This window comes from Paenibacillus sp. FSL R5-0519, assembly GCF_037974275.1.
Classification (GTDB): Bacteria; Bacillota; Bacilli; order Paenibacillales; family Paenibacillaceae; genus Paenibacillus.
Map to the genome: position 1 here is coordinate 3,548,197 of NZ_CP150234.1, position 21,463 is coordinate 3,569,659.

The 21,463-nt window shown below is 44.1% G+C and carries 21 protein-coding genes; 2 read left to right on the forward strand and 19 right to left on the reverse strand.

Annotated elements, in window-relative coordinates:
* Positions 1–48: 48 nt before the first annotated feature.
* From MKY73_RS15950 to MKY73_RS15975, 6 genes are all read right to left on the reverse strand, one after another.
* Positions 49–1,032 (reverse strand): alpha/beta hydrolase, encoded by a 984-nt coding sequence (locus MKY73_RS15950; RefSeq protein WP_339302568.1) that lies wholly within the window; start codon positions 1,030–1,032, stop codon positions 49–51.
* A gap of 165 nt (positions 1,033–1,197) precedes the next feature.
* Positions 1,198–2,187 (reverse strand): alpha/beta hydrolase, encoded by a 990-nt coding sequence (locus MKY73_RS15955; protein ID WP_339302569.1) that lies wholly within the window; start codon positions 2,185–2,187, stop codon positions 1,198–1,200.
* 217 nt (positions 2,188–2,404) lie between these two features.
* Positions 2,405–3,775, reverse strand: a complete 1,371-nt coding sequence (locus MKY73_RS15960; RefSeq protein WP_339302571.1) for a HAMP domain-containing sensor histidine kinase — start codon at positions 3,773–3,775, stop codon at positions 2,405–2,407.
* Positions 3,772–4,446 (reverse strand): response regulator transcription factor, encoded by a 675-nt coding sequence (locus MKY73_RS15965; protein ID WP_339302572.1) that lies wholly within the window; start codon positions 4,444–4,446, stop codon positions 3,772–3,774. Before MKY73_RS15965 ends, MKY73_RS15960 begins: the two co-directional genes overlap by 4 nt.
* 69 nt (positions 4,447–4,515) lie before the next feature.
* On the reverse strand, positions 4,516–5,049 hold the full coding sequence (locus MKY73_RS15970; protein WP_339302573.1) for a GNAT family N-acetyltransferase: 534 nt from the start codon (positions 5,047–5,049) through the stop codon (positions 4,516–4,518).
* A 91-nt stretch (positions 5,050–5,140) separates the two neighbouring features.
* Entirely contained in the window at positions 5,141–5,746 is a 606-nt protein-coding gene (locus MKY73_RS15975; RefSeq protein ID WP_339302574.1) for a TetR/AcrR family transcriptional regulator C-terminal domain-containing protein, read from the reverse strand.
* 281 nt (positions 5,747–6,027) lie between these two features.
* Between MKY73_RS15975 and MKY73_RS15980 the strand changes: the two genes are divergently transcribed.
* Entirely contained in the window at positions 6,028–7,467 is a 1,440-nt protein-coding gene (locus tag MKY73_RS15980) for a DHA2 family efflux MFS transporter permease subunit (protein ID WP_339308624.1), read from the forward strand.
* A 137-nt stretch (positions 7,468–7,604) separates the two neighbouring features.
* Here the strand turns inward: MKY73_RS15980 and MKY73_RS15985 are convergent, their stop codons facing one another.
* Both MKY73_RS15985 and MKY73_RS15990 read right to left on the reverse strand, forming a co-directional pair.
* Complete coding sequence (locus tag MKY73_RS15985; RefSeq protein WP_339302575.1) at positions 7,605–7,892, reverse strand: hypothetical protein; 288 nt, start codon at positions 7,890–7,892, stop codon at positions 7,605–7,607.
* Positions 7,889–9,031 (reverse strand): FAD-binding oxidoreductase, encoded by a 1,143-nt coding sequence (locus MKY73_RS15990; RefSeq protein ID WP_339302576.1) that lies wholly within the window; start codon positions 9,029–9,031, stop codon positions 7,889–7,891. Before MKY73_RS15990 ends, MKY73_RS15985 begins: the two co-directional genes overlap by 4 nt.
* A gap of 293 nt (positions 9,032–9,324) precedes the next feature.
* Here MKY73_RS15990 and MKY73_RS15995 point away from each other — a divergent pair, with 293 nt between their 5' ends.
* Positions 9,325–10,140 carry an AraC family transcriptional regulator gene (locus MKY73_RS15995; RefSeq protein WP_339302577.1) on the forward strand — a complete coding sequence of 272 codons (816 nt, stop codon included), beginning with the start codon at positions 9,325–9,327 and terminating at the stop codon, positions 10,138–10,140.
* Here the strand turns inward: MKY73_RS15995 and MKY73_RS16000 are convergent.
* From MKY73_RS16000 to MKY73_RS16050, 11 genes are all read right to left on the reverse strand, one after another.
* Positions 10,137–10,778 (reverse strand): HAD family hydrolase, encoded by a 642-nt coding sequence (locus MKY73_RS16000; protein ID WP_339302578.1) that lies wholly within the window; start codon positions 10,776–10,778, stop codon positions 10,137–10,139. The two genes, MKY73_RS15995 and MKY73_RS16000, sit on opposite strands and share 4 nt — an antisense overlap.
* A 39-nt stretch (positions 10,779–10,817) precedes the next feature.
* Entirely contained in the window at positions 10,818–11,411 is a 594-nt protein-coding gene (locus MKY73_RS16005) for a DUF1349 domain-containing protein (RefSeq protein ID WP_339242439.1), read from the reverse strand.
* Positions 11,412–11,490: 79 nt separating this feature from the next.
* Positions 11,491–12,735 (reverse strand): MFS transporter, encoded by a 1,245-nt coding sequence (locus tag MKY73_RS16010; RefSeq protein ID WP_339302579.1) that lies wholly within the window; start codon positions 12,733–12,735, stop codon positions 11,491–11,493.
* 92 nt (positions 12,736–12,827) lie between these two features.
* Positions 12,828–13,859 (reverse strand): alcohol dehydrogenase catalytic domain-containing protein, encoded by a 1,032-nt coding sequence (locus tag MKY73_RS16015; RefSeq protein WP_339302580.1) that lies wholly within the window; start codon positions 13,857–13,859, stop codon positions 12,828–12,830.
* 41 nt (positions 13,860–13,900) lie between these two features.
* A complete protein-coding gene (locus tag MKY73_RS16020; protein ID WP_339302582.1) occupies positions 13,901–15,208 on the reverse strand; it encodes an aminotransferase class III-fold pyridoxal phosphate-dependent enzyme in 1,308 nt (435 codons plus the stop codon).
* Positions 15,209–15,245: 37 nt separating this feature from the next.
* Positions 15,246–16,400 carry a glycosyltransferase gene (locus MKY73_RS16025; RefSeq protein WP_150367354.1) on the reverse strand — a complete coding sequence of 385 codons (1,155 nt, stop codon included), beginning with the start codon at positions 16,398–16,400 and terminating at the stop codon, positions 15,246–15,248.
* A gap of 353 nt (positions 16,401–16,753) precedes the next feature.
* Positions 16,754–17,320 carry a helix-turn-helix domain-containing protein gene (locus tag MKY73_RS16030; RefSeq protein ID WP_339302583.1) on the reverse strand — a complete coding sequence of 189 codons (567 nt, stop codon included), beginning with the start codon at positions 17,318–17,320 and terminating at the stop codon, positions 16,754–16,756.
* 217 nt (positions 17,321–17,537) lie between these two features.
* Entirely contained in the window at positions 17,538–19,016 is a 1,479-nt protein-coding gene (gene abc-f, locus MKY73_RS16035; protein WP_339302584.1) for an ABC-F type ribosomal protection protein, read from the reverse strand.
* 385 nt (positions 19,017–19,401) lie between these two features.
* Complete coding sequence (locus tag MKY73_RS16040; RefSeq protein ID WP_339302585.1) at positions 19,402–19,938, reverse strand: GNAT family N-acetyltransferase; 537 nt, start codon at positions 19,936–19,938, stop codon at positions 19,402–19,404.
* A gap of 59 nt (positions 19,939–19,997) precedes the next feature.
* Positions 19,998–20,603 carry a pentapeptide repeat-containing protein gene (locus tag MKY73_RS16045; protein ID WP_339242423.1) on the reverse strand — a complete coding sequence of 202 codons (606 nt, stop codon included), beginning with the start codon at positions 20,601–20,603 and terminating at the stop codon, positions 19,998–20,000.
* Positions 20,604–20,849: 246 nt separating this feature from the next.
* Positions 20,850–21,458 carry a GNAT family N-acetyltransferase gene (locus MKY73_RS16050; protein ID WP_339302586.1) on the reverse strand — a complete coding sequence of 203 codons (609 nt, stop codon included), beginning with the start codon at positions 21,456–21,458 and terminating at the stop codon, positions 20,850–20,852.
* Between the last annotated feature and the right edge of the window lie 5 nt (positions 21,459–21,463).

Consider the following 21,463-nt stretch of genomic DNA (forward strand, 5'->3'; position numbering starts at 1 on the left):
ATTCGTTCATACAGATCTGTTATTCAAAGGTTGTACGTTTACCCCTATTTATTTCGCTTCAGCCATAAAAGCTCTAACATCTTCAGCAATTTTTTTGAATTGCGTATGATGTAAATAATGGGAACCATCCATTGTAATTACTTTCCCATGAACCGAGTCTTTGATCTGTCCTTCATGCAAGGGGATCCATCCTTCTACCCCTTCATTATTCGCTTGTACAAAGAGAAGAAGTGGAAGATTTTTAGGGAAGCTTAAACCTTGAGCACCTTTAAAATTGGAATAAATATGATCCATCTCGTTTAATGACGTCGGATTATACATGTTTTTATTCGAGATCATCTTCATCTGCTCAACTGTCTGTTCATCGAATGCAAGTCCCTCATAAGGATCTGCACCCACTTTCATCATTAATCTTAAGAGACCTGTATTTCGGAGAAAAGCAAACGTTTTTAAGGGGAACTTCGCATCTGTAATACTTGGTTGGGTAGAGACGCTGCTATCAATACCGACAAAAGCAGTTACCTCATCCGGATATTTGTTCACATAATCAATGCCATAAATGCCTGCAATGGAGTGACCCATGAGCATGTACTGCTGAATATCAAGTTGCTGCAGAGCTTCATGAATTTCACTTACGATATTCTCTGTCGTTCTTTCTTTTTCAGTTTCATCACTTAATCCATAACCGAATGGCTCAACAGCAACCACTTTGTAATATGGTGATAATTGATCAATAAGCAACTTGAAATCAAGCACTGGTGTTGCTGTTCCATAACCGGGCAGAAGCACAATCGTTTCCTTGCCTTCACCTTGAATGAGCACATTCATATTTTTTCCGTCTACAGATACATGCTGACCGTAAGACTCAATCTTTTTCGCCTCAGAATTACTGCTAATTACATTTGTGATATAAACAATACCTAGAAACAAAATAATAGCGATTAAGATTGCTCCTAATACTTTAAGTATAATATTTCGTACTTTTTTGGCCCTCGTTCCCTTCTTGGCTTTCTTTCCTTCGGGGTGTGTCATTCTGATCTTCTCCTGTCTTGAACTGTTTGTTCGGTTGTCTTCTTTGTTGCTAATGAAATCTTATCCAATCAAAATGTACTCTCCGTGACGTCAATATGAACTGAATATGAACAAGTAAGAAAATATTGTTGACGTTACCGGCACAGGCACTTGTAAATCATGGAGTTATTGAATCCCTCCCATAAAACCCCTGAATTTCTCAGCGATTTCTTTGGCATGGGAACGGTATAGATAATGATTTGCTTCCAGCAGCACCATTTCACCACGCGCAGAGTTCTCTATTAACTTCTCGTGTTCGGGAACCCAATTGTCCACTGCCGGATGATTCTTTTGAACAAAGAAAAGAACCGGGAGATCAACTGGGAACGTTAACTGTTCAGCTGCTTTAAAATTGGAATACATGCTTACAATTTCGTTTAACTGAGTTGAATTAAACATGTTCTTTTGTATCAAAATGTTCAATTGTTCTTTGGTTTGTTCATCATACGGAAGCCCAGCATATGGATCATCACTCATTTTCAATTGCAAACGTGGGAAACCCAAGTTACGGTACCATTTAATCGGTACGATTTCTGATGCTTCAACCTTCTGTTCACTAATCGCTGGAACACTGGTGTCAAGCCCAACGTATGCACTCACTTCATCAGCATATTTGTTCACATAATCCAGACTATAGATCCCCGATATGGAATGACCCATCAAGATATAACGGTCAATATGTAAACTCTGTAACGCTTCGTGGATTTCACTGACGATATTTGCTGTACTGCGTTCCTTTTCGGTCTGATCACTTAATCCATAACCAAAAGGTTCCACCACGACGACTCTATAATATGGGGTTAACTCCGAGATAAGTGGCTTAAAATCTAGTGCAGGTGAACCTGTTCCAAAACCCGGCAAAAGCACAATCGTTTCCTCGCCTTCACCTTGAATGAACACATTCATATTTTTCCCATCCACGGAAACATGTTGACCATACGGCTCCATTCTTTTTTGCTCTGAATAACTACTGATTTTGTTAACCGTATATACGGTAGCTACAAAAAGTAAAATTACTAAAATGATTGCTGCAAGCACTTTTAACAAGATGCTTAACACTTTCTTTATTTTGCTTTTACTCTGTACTTCTTTGTCTAATTGTTGATTCACATTCATCTGCTCCTATCCTCATCTGTATATTGGCCTAACAGGCCGCTACTGCAAGCCTAACTAACAAAGATGTACTCTCTATGACTTTAATATGAACGGAATATGAATAAGCAAAAAAAATGCCATGTGTAACATACAAGGAAGCTTGCATGTTACACATGGCATAAAAATTCGGTTTAAATACTGCGATGGATATTCTAATTCATTCACCTATCCTGCAAGCCTAACTATCCGTTGGTGGATGGATTGGCAACGTGATGATAAAGGCCGTGCCTTGACCAGGTTCACTTTCCACTCGAATGTCACCCTGATGAAGGGACACGATCTGTTTAACAATAGCAAGTCCCATACCGCTCCCCTCATATTTACGACTGTGGGAACGATCTGCCTTGAAAAAGCGCTCGAATATGCGCTTCTGGTCTTCAAGGGGAATACCGATGCCCATGTCGGACACTCGGATAGTCACATTTTTGCTGTCCTCTTCGATACTAACTTTAATCATACCGCCATCCTTGGAAAACTTGATGCTGTTGCCGATGATGTTCGTCCATACCTGATTTAACTGATCGTGATCAGCCGTCACCTTTACGTTCTCCAGATCAAGCTCGAAATGAATATTGCGCGCAGACCATTGCGGCTGGAGTGCAACGATAACCCTTCGAATCTGTTCATCCAGACTTAAGGTATTGAGCCGAAGTTGCTGTGACTGCGATTCAAGCAAACTCAGCTTGAGCAGGCTGTCGCTCATTTTGGACATTCGCTTGGCTTCAGCAATAATAATATCCAGATAACGGTTCCGCTCTTGTTCTGAGAGGTTTACCTGCTTCAGTGCCGAAGCGTAACCGGATATCGAGGTGAGCGGAGACTGAACCTCGTGCGAAACATTCGTAACGAATTCCCTGCGCATCTGCTCCAACTGCTGCAGATCGTGCATCATCTCTTCAAAACTGCGAGCCAACGTACCTATTTCAGTCTTTTGCGTGATGTTTAGCTTGACATTGAAATCTCCAGCTGCAATCCGTTTGGTTGCTTTGGTCAATTTTTTGATTGGTCTAACCAGGTATACAGAAGCAATCAGAATCAGTAGACTTCCTGCAATCAACGAACAGCTTGCAAAGATTAAGCCAAACTGGACTACAAAAGAGGCGGAGGGCGGTGCGAGTGTTTCCAAAAACATCGCTTTTGTGCCCATTTCCGTCTTGATCGGTAACCCCAAAAGAACGGTAGCGATCCCCTTGGGTGTGTCTTGAACAACCCCTCCATTTAACACTTTTTTGAGTTGCTCTTTCGATACAGCAGCTGATTTATGTCCATTAAGCTTCCCATAAGTCTGGAGCTTGCCCGTTGCATCATAAATTCGAATATGATATGAATCAAGCTGTTTCATATTGCTAACGAATAATTCTGCTTCATCCAGAGGCATCGTCTTATATATCTGCACTACGTCTTGGCCAAAGTTGCGTATGTTAATTCGGGCATTTTCGTTCAATTTATCTTCAAATATCCAGGTTGACATAAAAAAAGAAATAACTGTACCAGCGATGACAGAGATCAGAAAGGTGAGCACCACACGAATGTATAATGATCTGATCATTCATGGACCTCAAGTCTGTATCCTAGCCCACGCACCGTTTCAATCCGAAAATCAGGTGTCGTCGCGAATCGTTCACGCAGGCGCTTAATATGTACGTCTATCGTTCGATCATCTCCGGCGTAATCAATACCCCATATCTGATCGATCAACTGCTCACGTGTATAGACCTGGCCTGGTGTTCCGGCAAGCTTATACAGCAATTCGAACTCTTTAAGCGGTAACGTAAGCGACTCCGTGCCTCTCACCACCTTATACGTCTGACGGTCCAGAATAACGTTGCCAAACTGGATTGTATGTGTGGAGCCAATTTTGTATCGTTTCAACAATGCTCGGACACGTGCGGTAAGCTCCAATGGATCAAACGGTTTCGTCAAATAATCATCCGTACCCAATTCGAATCCTTTCACCTTCTCCCAAGTCTCTCCTCTCGCCGTCAGCATGAGTAACGGGAGATCCGGATTGGCTCTGCGGAGTTCCTTGCATAATGCCCAGCCGTCCATAACAGGCATCATAATATCAAGCACAACCAGATCCACTGGAGTTTCGCCATACACGGTAAGAGCTTCCTTACCGTCCGCAGCTTCCACCGTCGTGAACCCATCGTTTTTGAGAAAGAGACAGACGAGTTCACGAATGTTTGCATCGTCGTCTGCCACGAGTATTGTAGCCATAGGTTTTCCTGTCCTCTCCGTTACGTTTAAATGTACCATTCAACTTATACTAAATAGTAGTAATCCTGCTCATTGTATATCCACAGCAAACATCGTATGTTCTTTCAATGTTCCCTGAATTGGGACAGGCTGTGACCCACATGCTGTGAATCCTGCCTTTTGAAGTACACGGATGGAACCTGTATTATCAGGTACCGCGCCAGCTTCGATGCGAGTAATTTCAGTCTCATGTTTCGCAAACTCCAGCACACATTGCAGGGCTTCGCTCATATAACCTTTACCTTGATGCAGCACATCCGTTACATAACCGACAAGCCATTTGGGGCTGGAATCCATTATGATCTTGAACAAAGATATCTCGCCCACAAGTTCATCCGTTGTATGTAGAAAAATACCGAAGGAATAGCGAATTCCTTCTTCTCTCTTCTTATCCCAGCTCTCGATAAGAGCCCTTTGCTTTTCCAAGTTGTAGTAAGAGTCATCCCGATTACTTCCTGAAGTTCTCTCAATTGCCTCACGATTTCGAACCTGTAAATCCAGAAGCAATGAGGCGTCTTCCACCTTCCAAAATCGTACATAGATACGTTCTGAACTATATTTCATTACATTAGACCTCCTCTATTATGTATAGGTGCAAAGAGCTGACCTTTGCTATTCATTGGACCCGGTTTAACGCCTGCGTATTGCAGTCTAATTATATCAGGTCATTATAGGAGTAGGAGCGAATTAACGAGAATTGTTTCGCCAGAAAATGCGGTGAATAAGGCATATCATTACGTAACCAAGCCACAATGGTGCCGATCAGGGCGGATGAACCATACCAGATGGCGATTTCCTTATGAATCCCGGAATCCTCCAGAACGTCCTCCATTTCGGCACGATCTATCTTAGCTTTGACCAAGGTACTTAACAGTTTCAGGAGTCGTTCAGTGAAAATGGGTGTGCGCTTCGTTGCAAGTACCACCTGATAGAACGAGGCATTCTCTGCAAAATGCTCCAGTAACTTGACGAGAACTGGCCAAGCCTCCTCCGTTCTTTGCTTCTCAAAATGCGGGGCATATTCATCCACGATCCGTTCAATATTCTCAATCATTTCGTCGGCCATCTTCTCCATCATATCCGTAATATCGCGATAGTGCAGGTAGAAGGTTACCCGATTAATCGTCGCTCGTTCGGCAATTTTGTTCACTGACAATTTCTCAATATCCATTTCCTGCAGCAACTCCACAAACGCACCTCGAATCAACTGACGTGTTCGCAATATTCTTGGGTCCACGGTTGATTTCTTCTCGTCTTTCACGTGTATCCCTCCTTCAAATGTTGAACATTACAATTTTAAACAATCAGTCGTTTATTATCGATTTACACAACAATATTATAACATTTGTAAAATAAACGACGAAAACACCTCATAACGTAAATTGTAATCTGTCCGAATATGTATATAATTCAATAAATACAATGTAAACTATACAACACGTTGTAAATTTAGTCACGCGTGGTTTGAAAGGATGAAAAGGATTGAGTCAGGTTAGAGTGCAAGATGAATTATCCATTAAGAAGGGCCCTATTCTGTTTATCATGATTTTGGGAGCCTTCCTTGCAACGTTGAATCAAACGATCATGAGTGTCGCTACACCGGAGCTGATGGGTGATTTTAACATCACCGCCGCAACAGCACAATGGTTAACGACTGGTTACATGCTGGTGAACGGGGTGCTAATCCCCATTACGGCCTACTTCATGCAACGCTTTTCAACCAAGCAGTTATTCCAAGCTTCCATGTTTATTTTCCTGATCGGTACCATCGTATCCGCTCTTGCAACCAACTTCGGCACATTGCTGACAGGACGCATGATTCAGGCAGCGGGTGCTGGGATTATCATGCCACTCTTGATGCACGTTATTTTGACCTTATTTGCCCCTGAGAAACGAGGTTCAGCTATGGGTATGGTTGGTTTTGCGATCATTTTCGCTCCTGCCATCGGGCCCACCCTTGCCGGTTATATTCTGGAGAACTACTCTTGGCAAACGATGTTCTACGGCATGATTCCATTAACACTTATTGTCATTGCCTTTGCCTTTGTATACCTGAAGAATGTATCCGAACGGGTCAACACCAAGTTCGATACGATCAGCGTGGTGTTGTCCACCATCGGATTCGGCGCATTGCTGTATGGATTCAGCAGAGCAGGAAGTCTGGGTTGGTCAAGCGCAGAAGTACTTATCTGTATTGCTGCTGGTCTTGTTGCACTTGCGCTGTTCACTTGGCGTCAGCTCGTTTCGGAAGATCCATTGCTCGATTTGCGGGCTTTCAAGTACAACATGTTCTCCCTGACCACGGTCATTAGTATCGCAATTACCATGATCATGTATGCTGACATGATGTTGCTTCCCTTGTACCTCCAGAATGCACGTGGTTACACTGCACTGGAGTCCGGATTATTACTCCTTCCGGGTGCCCTTGTTATGGGCTTCCTGATGCCTGTAGCCGGAAAACTGTTTGATCGATTTGGAGCAAAATGGCTCGCTGTTATCGGGATGGTTATCACCATTGTGACCACCATTGGTTTCATCGACTTAACGGATTCAACCAGTTATGGTTACCTGGTATTAATGTCGACCGGCCGTCGTATTGGTATGGCTTTGCTCATGATGCCGATTCAGACTGCGGGGCTTAATCAACTGCCTCCAAGACTTGGTGCACATGGTACCGCCATCACCAACACCGTCAGACAAGTTGCTGGCGCTGTAGGTACTTCATTGCTCGTGAGTGTCATGACCTCCCGTACAACGGCACACATACAGGATATGATGGCAACGGGTGCAGCCAATGGCCTCAGTCAACAACAGTTGGCTACAGCGTCCATGATTCAGGGGATTAATGACGCCTATGTTGTTATCGTGGGTATCGCGGTTGTAGGATTGGTTCTTTCCTTCTTTATCAAACGTACCAAACAAGCCAAAGAGGAAGAAGTCAAACAGGTTGTCAGACAACAAGTTTCCATGAATTCTAATTAAGGTATCCAGCCTCATAATTACTTGCATAACAAAGCGGCAGATCAAGACGTTTACGTCTGATCTGCCGCTTTGTTAGGTTGTTATCCCGGATGAAGTAGTTCCTCTCCCACCGGTTCAATCCGAGTAAAATGAACTGATCAATCGCCAAGCTTCGCCAATGATTCCTCTAGCTGTTCCAGCTGCTCTGATAGGGTTCTAATCCGATTCTGCGCATCGCTTGCCTTCTCCATCAAAACTTGTACGTCCGAACCGTCTTTGGATGTTTTACCGTTTGGTGATGACTTCAATTCCGCCAATTCGCGTTTGTATGTTTCTTGTTTCTCCATAGCGATTCGCAGTTCTTCTTTTGTCGTACCGATCTGATGCTCCAGATATATGATGTCGGACGAGTTCGCTCCATCGGATAAACGTTGTGAATAGGTCATAACTCACCTCTTTCCATTTCATCCATTGCTTTGCCAACCGCATACGGTTCAATATCAATATCCAGTTCCATGCCGAGAGCTAGTTTCGCTAATTGACTCCCGATAAAAGGACCCATGGTCAAGCCAGAAGCACCCAGGCCATTCGCGGTAATCAGCCCCTGCCACCCCGGCACAACTCCCAATACGGGCAGAAATCCGGGTGTGAACGGACGGAATCCAACACGCACTTCCTGGAATGCGCTGTTTGCAAGACCCGGTGCCAGTTCCAGGCCTTTATTCAAAACCTCCTGCATACCTCCTGCGGTTACTCTTGTATCATAACCTTCCACATCATTTTCATGAGTGGCCCCAATCACAATCTTCTGTTGATCAAAGGCCAGTAGATATTGATCTGACGGGGGCATAATCACAGGCCAGCGGCCTGTATCCGCCTCCTCCGTGACATGTAAATGCATAATTTGTGCTTTCTGATAGTGTACTTTAAAGTGTATGCCGAGAGGCTTCAGCAGTGTATTGGCCCATGCACCTGCACATACAACGACTTCATCTGCGAGAAAGCTTTGATCATTAACACTAACACCAATGACCCGATCTGCTTTGAATTGAAGCGTGGCGTCTCCATGGACCACTTTCGCTCCATTACGCTGTGCAGACCGGATTAAGGCATCCCGCAGTGCCCGTCCATCTATACGTGCAGCACCGCTGATATGTACCGATTGATAACGTTCATCCAGCAATGGGAAACGATCATGGGTTCCTTTGGCATCAAGAGGTGTAATCTCACCAATCTCCGGTGCATCTGCTTTTCGAAGCTGTGCCCGTTCTTCCATTTTGTTGATTTTATCCTGATCCGTATGAATGCTGAGCGCGCCCACTTGAGCATATCCGGTTTCCGTTTCTCCTTCTTCCTCAAGCTCCGCTATGATACCAGGATAGAATCGCGCACCAGCTTTGGCGAGCAGATACCAGTCCTGGTTGCGTCGCTGTGACAGCCATGGACAGATGATACCTGCAGCTGCATCGGTTGCCTGTCCTATATCTTTTCGATCTATGATGATTACTTCTGCGCCCCGTTTGGCTAATTGATAGGCTGTTGATGCCCCCAGAATACCCGATCCAACTACGATGACTTTCTTCATGTTTGCATCCCTTTCCTTAATCACTCATCTGTTATAGCGTATACTGTTTCGCATTCTGTTGGCAAGGCAAGCGTACTTTCAGGTGCATAAATGGAGACTGATCTGACTGCGGTTCATGCTAGTCCATCCAGATAAAACAGTTGCATCGTTTTTTTGAAAACGTTTTATTATCGCTCTCCATTTAATTAAAATTATTCCATTTATGTAATATAATTCATTCTAGGTTTCTTTTAACTCTGTAACCACGCCACTTACGCACATGATCCTTTAACGAAAAGAGGAATAACACAACGATGCCGAAACCTAGCATGGGGAATCCACTGGATACCGATATGCCGCTCATGATTACAGGGCAAAACCAGTTGACCGTTGATGAATTGATGAATTGGAGCGACCATTCACGGGATTACAGCATTGTACAGTGCATCGGAGGAACAGGGCGAATCGCAGCTAAGAATCATGAATTTTCGATCAAAAAAGGGACAGCTCTCATTTTGTTTCCGGAGGTAACCTATCGTTACCACAATCTGAGTGATTCATTACGATTTGATTGTCTGTCTTTCAATGGCTATTTATTACCACGATTCTTGCATACCTTGCAGATCGGGGAGCTGCGCGCCTTCAAGCCGGATGGAATGCTTCATATCCTGTTGCATGAAATTACGTTGGCGCTGCAGTCCCGGCACAAGGATCAGATCTGGCACGTATCCGCATTACTGTACATGCTTTTGGTCAGATTAACCATTGAAGGTGAACGCTATAGTGCTTACGAACGTTCCAATGCCCGATTACGGTTGGATGAACTCATTACTTTTATCAAACAAAATTATCATCAGGATCTCTCTCTCCCCATGTTGGCTGAGCATATGGACGTGACCGAACAACACCTGAATCGGATATTTAAAAAAGAATTCCAAATGACTCCATTGGAGTATTTGATGCGATATCGGTTGTTGAAAGCCAAGGAAATGCTTATTGAAAATGATGCAACTACGGCTCATGAAATAGCGCATGCCGTTGGATTTAACAGTGCCAGTTACTTTGGATCGGTGTTCAAAAAATACGAAGGGATCTCCCCCATCGAGCTGCGCAAGCAGTATCAGGGTTAAAGGGCCTCCATATCCATCTCGGCCAGCGAGGATAACCGCAGTTCATGCATGGCGAATTCCAGACTACGCGTTACCTCGTTAGGCACGATGATGCAACGAATACCTGCGGCGTTGGCTGCCTTCAGTCCGTTAGGAGAGTCTTCGAATACAATCGCTTCCGAAGCCTTTATTCCCAGACTCTGGAGAGCAAGAAGGTACAGTTCAGGATCAGGTTTGACTCGCTTCACATCTTCTGATGTATGAACGACTTTGAAATAATCAAAAATGCCTAATTTCTTCAAGTAACCAAGAACCCAGTCCCGTGTGGAGCTGGAAGCAACAGCAAGCTGAATCCCCTTTTCCCTCGCAGACTGAAGCAATTCAGTCACCCCTGGAAGAATAGCCGCCTGTCCCAAATAAGCTTCGTATTTCTGTTCTGAGAGCAGTTTGATATGCTCATGATCAATTTTTCTTTGAAGCGCCTGCTCCAGATACAAAAAAGGATGAAATTCCTCAAAGGATGTTCCCACATTTTTCGACCATAGGTCCAGACCAAGTTCAACACCGTGCTCTTCATAGATATCGCGAAACGCATAATACCACGGCGTCTCTGTATCCACAATGAGTCCATCAAAATCAAATATGAAAGCTTTTACCATGAACCTGTTCTCCCTCCAATGATCGGCCGGGGGAGCGGATTAGAAGCGTGCAGTCAAGTCCGGACGAGTAACATTGACAGACAAAAAGTGACATGTACAGCCCGTTCCAGTCGGCGATTGTGCAACTAATCCAGCTCGAAGTTCCCCTTGTGTCGGCATGCCGAAATATCGAATTAGTTTCCACTCTTCCCCATCAGGAGAATAAAAGAATGATATGCAGTCCTCTACTTTGCGTATACGCAGATAGGGATTAGATACAGAGACTTCAACCGAATTACAATCATCGGATGAACCATCACGTGTGACCACCGACACGATGGTAGGTGCTTTTCCATCATACTCAAAACAAATTTTACACCAATTGAGATCATCCGCCATGACCATCAGGCATCCGGAATCGTATTGATTTTTCATATCTACGGTTAACTGGGTTGTGATTTCGAAGTCGCTAGGTACAGGCATGGACAGGAAGGGTGCAGTTGCACGAATATGCTTGCCCGCAGGGTCCTGGAAAAAGTCGGTATCCGCTTTCGCTTCTACCACCACACCTCCCTGATCCGTGTAGGACCAGCTCTCGGGCTCGTTCATCCAGCTCCACTGATTCCTCGCTTCTGTTGTCATTATGTTCGTCATTCCGTATCCTCCCAAGTGAAGTTAATTTTTAGTTTTTTCTGTACTACATATTCGATTCATATACATATAACCCCTTCTTCTACATATTTTTGTAAGGTTTCAGCACTTGGGAGTGCTTTTGTGGATCAGGCAGGAAGAACATGATGATCATGAGTACGATGTATAGACCAAGAATGACACTGAACAACAGCGTTGGATTGTGATGGTAGAGCAAGCCCGTCAGGTAACCCGATGGAATAGCTGTTAACGTCATAACCGTCTGCACAGCCGAGAACATGTCGGCTTTCTCGTGCGTACCCAATCGGTTCATCAGCAGGGAATCTCGATACGTCTGCAAAATGAAGTTGCCCGCAGCGAGCACGATTAGCGTGAGAAACAACATGCCTATATTCCCCACCGGAATCAACAGAAAGAGAATGGCCCCCGCCGTACTAAGCACAATGGAAAAACCAACATACTTCTCTTCCGAACGCCGTTTCAGTCGCGGAATAATGACCAGATAGAGCAGCATGACAGTGACCGCAGTCACCACTGGGATAAACGAAATGACACGGTCATCGAATTTCAACTGTTCCTTGAAGAAAATGACCTGAAAAAAATTCAGCTGCAAAATCAGATTCGACAACACCGTAATCAGAATGATCGGGAACAGTCTTCGTTTATAGAACGATTTGCCGAACAGGCGCAGACTGGTTCCCAAACTCTGAAGCACGCGGGTTTTACTATGCAATCCCATAAGTTCCTTGCCAACCTCGGTCTCATCCGTGTATCGATTACGAATGAAGAACATGGCCGTCATGAGGATGCCCCCGACAAAATAAATGCTGGCCAGTGTAGGTACAATCCCGAATTCAGCTATAACAACTCCTGCAATTGGCGTAAGTACCCCGGCTCCTGTAATAATCATGTTGAGAATAGCAAATACCTTGGATCGTTTGTGTTCCTCAACATCCTCTATGATCAGACAGTTAAAGGCAACCGTTACAAACTTCGATGTTGCGTTCAGCAAGTAGGCGATCAGAAACAGCCAGAAGTTCTGGGAGAAAGCCCAGATGAACATGGGAACACTCCAGGCAAGCAGGTCGAAGATCAGCGTTGTTCGTTTACGCCCCAGCTTATTGGTAATAGAACCCGCAAACAATTGAAAGATAAAAGCAAAATAAAGATTCACCGAATTGATTAAACCGATTTCGATATCCGAAAGTCCGGCTTCCTTCATATATAAAGGAGCGTAAAAGAGAACAATCGTGCCCGGAATGGCCCATACCGGTTCGAGTAAAATGGAGTAGCGTGGATTCTTCGGCAAATCTTGAAGCAATTTCAATCGATATCCCTTCCTTCTGCGGTTTTCACCGCTGCGAATCCCAACTTCTCGCAGCGGCAAACCCGCTAATGTCTACATGCCTATAGTACTTCTTATAGGATAAGAGCTGTTTTGACTGAATTCATCGGCAATTTCTCTCCAGTATGCATGTCATAACCAATCGTTCCATTAAAGGCCCGTTCATAATCACTCAGCAGTTCTTTTGCTGTCACCATTTGTTCCAGCTCCGGGATACTTTGGGCAAATTTCAGTGCCGTGCTGATCATCGAGTGGTTAGCAACTGCACCGATGATACTGATGCCATCATTAATCACGGCTGTTGATTTGAAAGTCACCTCATAGCTGTCGTCATATCCCATCGGAATAATCTTTCCACCTTTGGCAATCATCTCAAATCCCACATGAAGCTGGTTACCAACCGCGTCCACCACAATATCAAACTTCTTGTTATTATTGATCTCATATACTTTATCCAGTGTCAGATCCTGAGGATAGAACACATGATCTGCGATCCCTGAAGCGAACTCTTTGCGATATGGATCAACTTCCGTGCCTACAGTAAGCCTTGCCAATCGTTTACTCACAAGCTGACACAGGGAACCGATTGCACCCGAACCGAGGACCAGCACAGCGTCGCTTGGCTTAGTCCCTGCTTTCATGAACGTCTGAAGCACACAGCCCAGTGGTTCGATCATCATGGCCGTTTCCCAACTCATGGAATCCGGGATGGCATAGATATACTTTTCGTCCCCAACAAAATATTCAGCAAAGGTTCCATGTGTCGTCATCCCAACCTGATAGTCATCAAAATTCTCGCAGTAGATGAACAGACCTTCACGGCAATAGGAGCAGGTTCCGCAAGATTGCGTGGGATCAACCAATACCCGATCGCCAATCTTGAAACCGCGAACTTCTTCACCCACCTCAACAACGGTGCCCACACCCTCATGACCGATAATCGTGCCTTTATTGGCAGGTACTTTGCCTTTGACAATATTCAGATCTGTACCACAGATACCTGAACCATAGATTTTGATTTTCACCTGGTTTGGCTTTTGAATGGTTGGCTCCTCAATCTCCTGATAAGTCACCTGTTTGAGATCCTGATATACGAGTGCTTTCATTGAATATTCCTCCTAGTTGATTGTAATTTCTAATTTATGGATTAGACTTCAAACGTTTTCGATAATTGCATCGAATGGAGATGTTCCTGCTTCTGAATCTCTTTCCAGTCTGACAAGGTCTGTAACAGTGCTTCCTCAACCCACAGCAATTCTTCCCGTGTATGGGCATCCGAGAAAATAAAGTAACCTTTGGTGAAGATGCCGAAGTGAGCCATTCTCTTCACCATGAACTCGCGGAAAGGGTCCGTTTGGAAGTTATCCTCGGCCAAGGATTGAATGCAAAAGCTTGCATACGTCCCCTTTAATTCCAATTGATCCGTTAATCCGAGTAACACAAGTTCAGATTCCAGACGATCCATGATCCGGGTTGCAGGATCACGCCAGGTCGGCCAAACTTTCGCATTTTTCATTAATCGTTCACAGGCAATGGCTGCCGCGAGCGCTGTTGTTTCGCTGGAATGGGCATTGCTGAATCGGACTTGTCCCGACAGAGACATCAAGTGCTCAGGCCCCAAAACCGCTGCGAGCGGTAAACCGTTGGCCATACCTTTGGAAATACAGAGCAGATCAGGCCAGATGTCATATTCTCCTGCTGTAGCCTGTTTGCCCATTCGAATACCGGAAGTAACCTCATCAAATATGATAATGATGTCCAGAGACCGACATAGGTTCACGACTTCCTCCAGTGCGTCCCTTTTCCACTCGTTGGGACATAAAACAATACATGCGATATCCTCGGGAGATGAGGTAATCTGGGCCTCAATTCGTTCTGCAGAAGGTTTGTTAACCCAGATTGTCGAACGCTCGATATCTACTGGAATGCCCCGTTCTTTCGTCTGGCCACCATAATAACCGTATGCGGACCAATCATGCCACCCATGATAAGCCGTCGCAATAACCTTGCTCTTGCCACTTGCGGCACGAGCAAGTCGTACGGCCCCACTCACTGCATCCGCACCACTCTTGGTGAAACGCAGCGACGGATAACGACCCTCGAACCGCTCCAAAATTAACTCGGCGCATTCAAGCTCGATGTCGGCCGGTACCGAAAAGCTTGTCCCTTTTTTCAGCTGGTGAATGACGGTTAGTTGGACTTCATGCCTCGCATGGCCCCAAGACGCCGTACCCATGGCCATTTCGCAATCCAGCCATTCATTACCGTCGATATCTGTAAATCGGGATTTGTAGGCCTCTGCACAACATACGGGTGTATACCCCGGAAATAAACGTTCAGGTGCTTTGGCTAAAGTGCTGCATCCGCTCGGAATTACCTTTTCGACTTGCTCCAACCACTCCAGATTCCGGGTAAATCTTACGGCACGATCGAGCGTGCTCTCTTTTTCTTTCACCTTAAGTACCTCCCTGTTTATTTTCGTTGTGCGTGAATTACCGTACTTTGGTTCCAGGCCAGCATCCATCGTAGATGCGATCCATCGTAATTACATTGCCATACAGATCGATGATCAGATCCTTGGCTCGATGAGCATGTCTCATCTCAATCCAGTAGCGGTTCTCTAACAAACGGGCGAAATTGTCTACCAAAAACAGTAACCGGTTCTCACTATGAATCAGTTCCTTGCCCAGTACTTGCGGCAGCCAGATAGCCCCGTTGGAGTTGAAGCGATTGGAATAGTCACGTACCTCGGCTACATTTGCAAATTCAGCTTCCTCCAGCTTGGTCCAGAATGTATCCGCATCACTTCGAACCTCGGCAAGGTCAATGCCAACAATCGGCAGATGCTGGTATTCCCCTTGGCTCTCCAGCTGCGCTTTCAGATGACTGAAAACGAATGGCCACACATCAGCCTCAATTTGACCGCCCCACTTTTTCCAGAAGCGTGCCAGATTGTTCTTACGGTTGAAGTTGCGGTGAATGCCGCTGCTGCGTTCCCAGTGATACGCTTGAATATTCGGGTTAATAACCGTATCGTATCCGGCAGCTCGTGCCCGCATCTGATAATCAAAGTCCTCGTACCCATTAAAAAATTTCTCATCGAGGTTGCCGATGGTCTCGTAGACCTCCCGCTTCATGCCGAACATGGCAAACACCACTAGTTGAACAGAGAAGGTTTCTTTCGGGATATCATCAGGGGATGCGTTCAGGAACAGGTGTCGTCCGATGGTGTCCGCAAAAGCAATGCCGCAGTGCTGCACGCCCCCGGTTTGCGGATACAACAGAACCCCGCCAATCATACCGATCGTAATATCGCTGTCCAGTGTCTCTTTCATCATCGGTTGCCAGTTCGGCTGTAGAATCGTGTCCGAATCCAGGAAGAAAATGTATTCTCCCTTGGCAAGGCTCAGTGCGCTATTAATCGACACGGCGCAACCGAGTGGAAAATCATGCTGAAGAATCTCGATGGTCACACCTTCTCTTACTTCTTGCTTCAGTTTATCCAGATGTTGAAAGACTGCTGAGCCGGAACCATCGTTGATGAAAATAATCTGGGTGGATGGGCTTACCGTCCGGAGCAGCGAATCTGTGAACAGGTTCAGAATGTTATAGTCCTGGTTGACTGGCACAATAATGGTGTAAAGCATGGAATCCCTCCTGATTTGGGTTGATGGAATGAGTACTTGAGCTGATTTTAAACTGCACAATTGCGGTTAGTTCTGTCCGGCCTCCTTGTTTGAATATTTTGTCTTTATTTGGTAATGATTTGAATCTACTAGAAATTTATATCATTTTTTGTAAACTTGAAATCTTAAATTCTGAACCCTGTTAATATTTGAATATTAGTAAAAATCAAGTCCATAATGCTGTAAACTGGGAAAAGCTGTTGCAAACGCAAAAAAACACCCTCAAGGAGTCTGCATATCTAACGATACGATTGACTGTTTTGAGCGTGTTTTCGCTATTAAATTCTAATGTTTTTCCTTCTATTGGCGCTGACCTAGTGCTGCTTAAACCCATGATAAAACGTGTCTATTACAAGCGCTGGAGCTGCTTTTCTCGCGATATGACCACTTACAACCTGCTGCCATGTCAGGAACATGATGGAGTACAGCACATCGACAATCCAGGTTTTATCAAGATCGGAGCGGAAATAACCTTTTTGTTGTAACAGACCGACCGCATGCAGTACCGGTTCTCTCAGCTTCAGATCTGCTCCCTCAATCTCGGGATTATAGTTAATGGTGGTGTCATGAGCCAGAAAATAAATTTTGTCGCCTAATGGAATCAGCGCCTCGATCAGCTCAGGTATGTACTTTTCACAGTGCTCTTCATCTAGTTGAATCTGTCGCATGGTCTCACTGACCACCTCGATTGCCCGTAATCCCAGATGAACCATGAGCTGTTCACGGCTTTCCACATAACGATGTAATGTAGCAATTCCGATCTTGGCAGATTCGGCAATTTCATTCATGGAAGCATTCGGTTTTTCAATCAATAATTTGGTGGCCTCGTCCAGAATGGAATTGAGCCTGGTTTGTTTGATTGTGGTCATTTCCTTTTTCATGGGTATTACACCTCTTAGCGAGTATAGTTCAACAATTGATCTGTTCATCCATCATATGATTGGATTAGACTATAAAATTATAGCATACATTCTCACCATATCGAAGTCTGAACGTTACACGCTATCTGCTATACTCTTGCTGTACATATAAAGCTTAAAAGCCGCCATTCGGCGGCTCTTAGCATCGTAACCTTTTAACGCAGTCTGTTGCTGTTGCTTATAGTTCAATAATTCTTGTTGCAATATTGGTACAAAATTCACGATCATGCTCTACAAAAAGCAGGGTCGGTGTATATTCCAACAGCAGGTCTTCGATCTGCATACGTGAGATGACATCTACATAATTGAGTGGTTCATCCCAAATGTGCAGATGAGCTTTTTCACTAAGACTTTTGGCAATGAGCACTTTCTTTTTTTGACCTGCACTAAACGTTGAGATATCTTTATCCAATTGCAGTCTGGAAAAATCCAACTTTCGAAGTATGGATTTAAACAGGCTCTCATCTATCCCCTGTATCGCCGCGTACTCAGATAATTGCCCTCCGAGATCAGACGTGTCCTGCGACACATACGAGATTTTAAGCTGATAATCCTTTTGCAAAAGTCCTGTGTAAGCAATATCTTCACCACAGATCAGTTTAAGAATGCTGGATTTGCCAGATCCATTTTTACCGTAAAGGGCAATACGATCTCCTTTTTCAACCGTCATACTGACATCCTTGCACACCGTATTGGCCCCGTACAATATCGACACGTGTTCCAATTCGACAAGTTCATTCTTGTGAAAATCCAGCTGATGGATCTGCAGACGTTCTGCACTCTCGATATTTTTGAGAAGTTTAGACTTATCTTGAATTGCAGACTGCTGCCTTTGTTCGATATTTTTGGAACGTTTCATCATTTTGGCAGCTTTGTGCCCAATATATCCTTTATCCACTTTGGAACCGGAGTTTCTTGTACCATTTTTAGTCTTCTCGACTTCATGCGACCATCCACCGGTTCGTTTGGCAGAATCGGATAAACGCTTGATATCTTTTATTAATTTTTCATTACTCGCAAGTTCAAACTGATCTTGCCTTCTTTTATTTTCCCACCAAGCGGAGAAATTGCCTTTCTGAATCTCGATGTTGCTCTTATTGATGGAAAGGATATGGTCTACACTTTGATCCAGGAAGGATCGATCATGAGACACCAAAATAAATCCACTCTTGCTGCGGAGATAATCACCTACGATTTGTCTCGCATGAAGATCAAGATGATTGGTTGGTTCATCAATGAGCAGAAACCGATTGTCCTTCAGAAACAAGGCAGCCAGCATCACCTTTGTTTGTTCTCCGTTGGATAACGTCTCGAAAGGCCGATACAATACATCTTCCGACACCTTCAACAGGTTAAACTCGCGCACAACTTGCCAGTGCAGATATTCAGGATGAATCTCGCCGATGACATCGATTGTCATGGCTTCCTTATTCTCTACCTGGAAAGGAAAGTATTCAAAGCTAACATTCGCAGAGATATGTCCGCTGTATTCATATTTACCGAGCAACAGATTGAGGAATGTCGTTTTGCCTCTGCCGTTCCTGCCGGTAAAACCCAATTTCCAATCGGAGTCTAACTGAAAACTAACATTTTCAAATATATTATCGTAACTGCCATCATAGGCAAAGGTCAGGTTGGTAACGTTAATTAAAGACATGCTGATCATCCTTTTTATGTGAAATATAAAAGTAAACTGACGGGATTTCACCATTGAACCTGGCATGGATTCCCTCACTTTAATATTTGAACATAATCAGAATTTAGATTCGCTTATACGATAAAGAAACCTGGCGATATAACCTTCAGCGCCAAGTAGATCTATGCATAGGAGGATAAAGTGTCGGATTCTGATTAGCTATATTGTGAACCATGCCATTGTTCAAGTTCGTTGACAGGTCCACATAAACATCTACAACCTCTAATTCTATCATCACTTTATCACCCCTTTAAAAGCCCGAAATTTAATACAGAAAACTTAACATGGAATATGATATGGGTCAAGGCGAGAAAGCAGATAGGGCCTCATCGCACAACCAACTTGATTAATATAAGTATCCTAAGAAATCGAGTTCTCCTTCTTCCCATAGCCGACTTCCAACCTCTTTAATCATTAACCCCTCCACCTTTTGAGTCCCTACTCCAACTGTAGTTAAGGTTTCATGATTAATTTTCAACCACTTACATGTGTTGCTTACCGTTTTGAAACCATTTTTGCTGTACAATTGCTCATGATCCGCAAATAAAAGGACAAAATCAACATGTGCTTTAGCCACCCTCTCCACTTCGGAAATTAACAATGAAGCAATTCCTTGAGAGCGGGCAGCCGGAGAAACACACAAATCGATGATCCCCAACACTCTTATAGGTTTGGCATTTAAATTCATCATCCTGTAATCCAGTCCCACTTGCCCAACGAGTTGGTTATCTGGGGTAAATGCCAATACTCTACTCTGTGGTATCTGCTTAAAGAACAATCTGTCTTTCGGATAAACCTCTGGAAAGCTGACAACAAGTAATTCTTGCAGAAGAGTTGACCATTCTTCACTTAGTTCCACATCATATGTTTGAATTAATTTCAAAAAAATATCCTCCTACTAAAAAGCCGCCTTAAGGGCGGCCTCCTGTGCGTATGTTCAACTCAATCTACTTTCGCACCATACGAGCGCACAAACAGAACGGCTTGTTCACGATCCAATCGTACCCCTTTGATATCCAGTGATTTCAGATCGATACCTTCCAGATTAGCCCCTCTTAGATCGGCCCCTTGCAGCTTGGCTCTGCTTAGTACGGCTCTGGTAAGATCACAGTCTCTCAAATCCGCTTTGGTGAAATCCGTGTCCGTAAAGTCAGCTTCAAAGAAACGAATTCCTCGCAAATCCTGTTTGCCTAATCGGGTATGTCTCAGATTCGTATAAGACCAATCGCCGTGACTTAGTGTAATGCCATCCATTTGCGCACCCGAAAAGTCCGATCCAGTCATCTTGCAAGAACTGAATTTGGAAGCAAATAGATTCGCACCACCAAATAAGCAATTTTCAAAAGCCGATTCCGTATGAATTGAACCATTCATGGAAGCCCCTTTGAAGTCACACTCGATGAAACGGCAATTACTCGTTTCGATTTCTTCCATAGAAGCGTTCATAAATGTACATTGTTTAAAAACACAACTTATGAGTTCTCCATAGCGCAGATCACGCCCCTCAAAATGTACTGCTTCATATTCCTGATCCTTATATTGATACACTGGTTACACCCCGCATTATATATTCTCCGTCTTTCTTCATTAAAAGAACTTTTTATACTATACCACACCCCTGTCAAGTACCTGCTTAAACACCACTGAAAGTCAAGTATCTTTTTTTGTTAAAATAATCTTAAAACTACAAAAGGAACGCAATAAGCGTCCCCCCATCCCACACCTTTGAATATCCCAATGTGTGCTTAAGTATATGAACCTGCCATTTCTTCATCTATTCGTATTAGAGAAACACTATACCAGTATTTTGGACATTCGGTACAGGGAAAGCGAAGGTTTGTTGATTTCCCCCACTCTCTGGTATCCCAGACGTTCATACAGTTTAATAGCTAGTAGATTTTCTCTTTTAACCGTAAGTGAAGACTTGGAGAAACCTTGTATTACAGCTTGCTCCTCTGCAAATTGAATGAGCTGTGTCCCTACACCAAGTCCTCTGCTCTCAGGCAAGGTAGCCAGTGTCCCGATGTGATATTCGTCGTTCTTCGCTTCTTTTAATGTCACCATGGAATAGAACTCTTTCCAATGTTGAAGATTATACTTAATCAGGCTCCAGTTCCGAAGTTCAAACAATTTGGTGAACGTTGGCAAAGCGAGTTTGTTCATTAGAGTGGTCGGATAACACATGATCATGCCCAGCGTTTTGTTCTGCATTTTGGCTTCATAAGCGTATTCGTGACTGAATCGGTTTCGTTTCGAACGCCATAACTTGTTGAAGGTTTTTTCTATAATGCTTGTATCCTTGGTACCCGTAAGCGAATAGACCATATATTCAAGTGCCATCTGATTCAGCTGCCCGCCGACCAAGGACTGTGGACTGGCTTTTATTATAGAAATCTTATTCATCGCTG

Bases quoted from the DNA above. Each gene is read 5' to 3' on its own strand.
- MKY73_RS15950 (WP_339302568.1), bottom strand. From the start codon at position 1,032: ATGACACACCCCGAAGGAAAGAAAGCCAAGAAGGGAACGAGGGCCAAA.
- MKY73_RS15955 (WP_339302569.1), bottom strand. From the start codon at position 2,187: ATGAATGTGAATCAACAATTAGACAAAGAAGTACAGAGTAAAAGCAAA.
- MKY73_RS15960 (WP_339302571.1), bottom strand. From the start codon at position 3,775: ATGATCAGATCATTATACATTCGTGTGGTGCTCACCTTTCTGATCTCT.
- MKY73_RS15965 (WP_339302572.1), bottom strand. From the start codon at position 4,446: ATGGCTACAATACTCGTGGCAGACGACGATGCAAACATTCGTGAACTC.
- MKY73_RS15970 (WP_339302573.1), bottom strand. From the start codon at position 5,049: ATGAAATATAGTTCAGAACGTATCTATGTACGATTTTGGAAGGTGGAA.
- MKY73_RS15980 (WP_339308624.1), top strand. From the start codon at position 6,028: ATGATTTTGGGAGCCTTCCTTGCAACGTTGAATCAAACGATCATGAGT.
- MKY73_RS15985 (WP_339302575.1), bottom strand. From the start codon at position 7,892: ATGACCTATTCACAACGTTTATCCGATGGAGCGAACTCGTCCGACATC.
- MKY73_RS15990 (WP_339302576.1), bottom strand. From the start codon at position 9,031: ATGAAGAAAGTCATCGTAGTTGGATCGGGTATTCTGGGGGCATCAACA.
- MKY73_RS15995 (WP_339302577.1), top strand. From the start codon at position 9,325: ATGCCGAAACCTAGCATGGGGAATCCACTGGATACCGATATGCCGCTC.
- MKY73_RS16000 (WP_339302578.1), bottom strand. From the start codon at position 10,778: ATGGTAAAAGCTTTCATATTTGATTTTGATGGACTCATTGTGGATACA.
- MKY73_RS16005 (WP_339242439.1), bottom strand. From the start codon at position 11,411: ATGACGAACATAATGACAACAGAAGCGAGGAATCAGTGGAGCTGGATG.
- MKY73_RS16015 (WP_339302580.1), bottom strand. From the start codon at position 13,859: ATGAAAGCACTCGTATATCAGGATCTCAAACAGGTGACTTATCAGGAG.
- MKY73_RS16025 (WP_150367354.1), bottom strand. From the start codon at position 16,400: ATGCTTTACACCATTATTGTGCCAGTCAACCAGGACTATAACATTCTG.
- MKY73_RS16030 (WP_339302583.1), bottom strand. From the start codon at position 17,320: ATGAAAAAGGAAATGACCACAATCAAACAAACCAGGCTCAATTCCATT.
- abc-f (WP_339302584.1), bottom strand. From the start codon at position 19,016: ATGTCTTTAATTAACGTTACCAACCTGACCTTTGCCTATGATGGCAGT.
- MKY73_RS16050 (WP_339302586.1), bottom strand. From the start codon at position 21,458: ATGAATAAGATTTCTATAATAAAAGCCAGTCCACAGTCCTTGGTCGGC.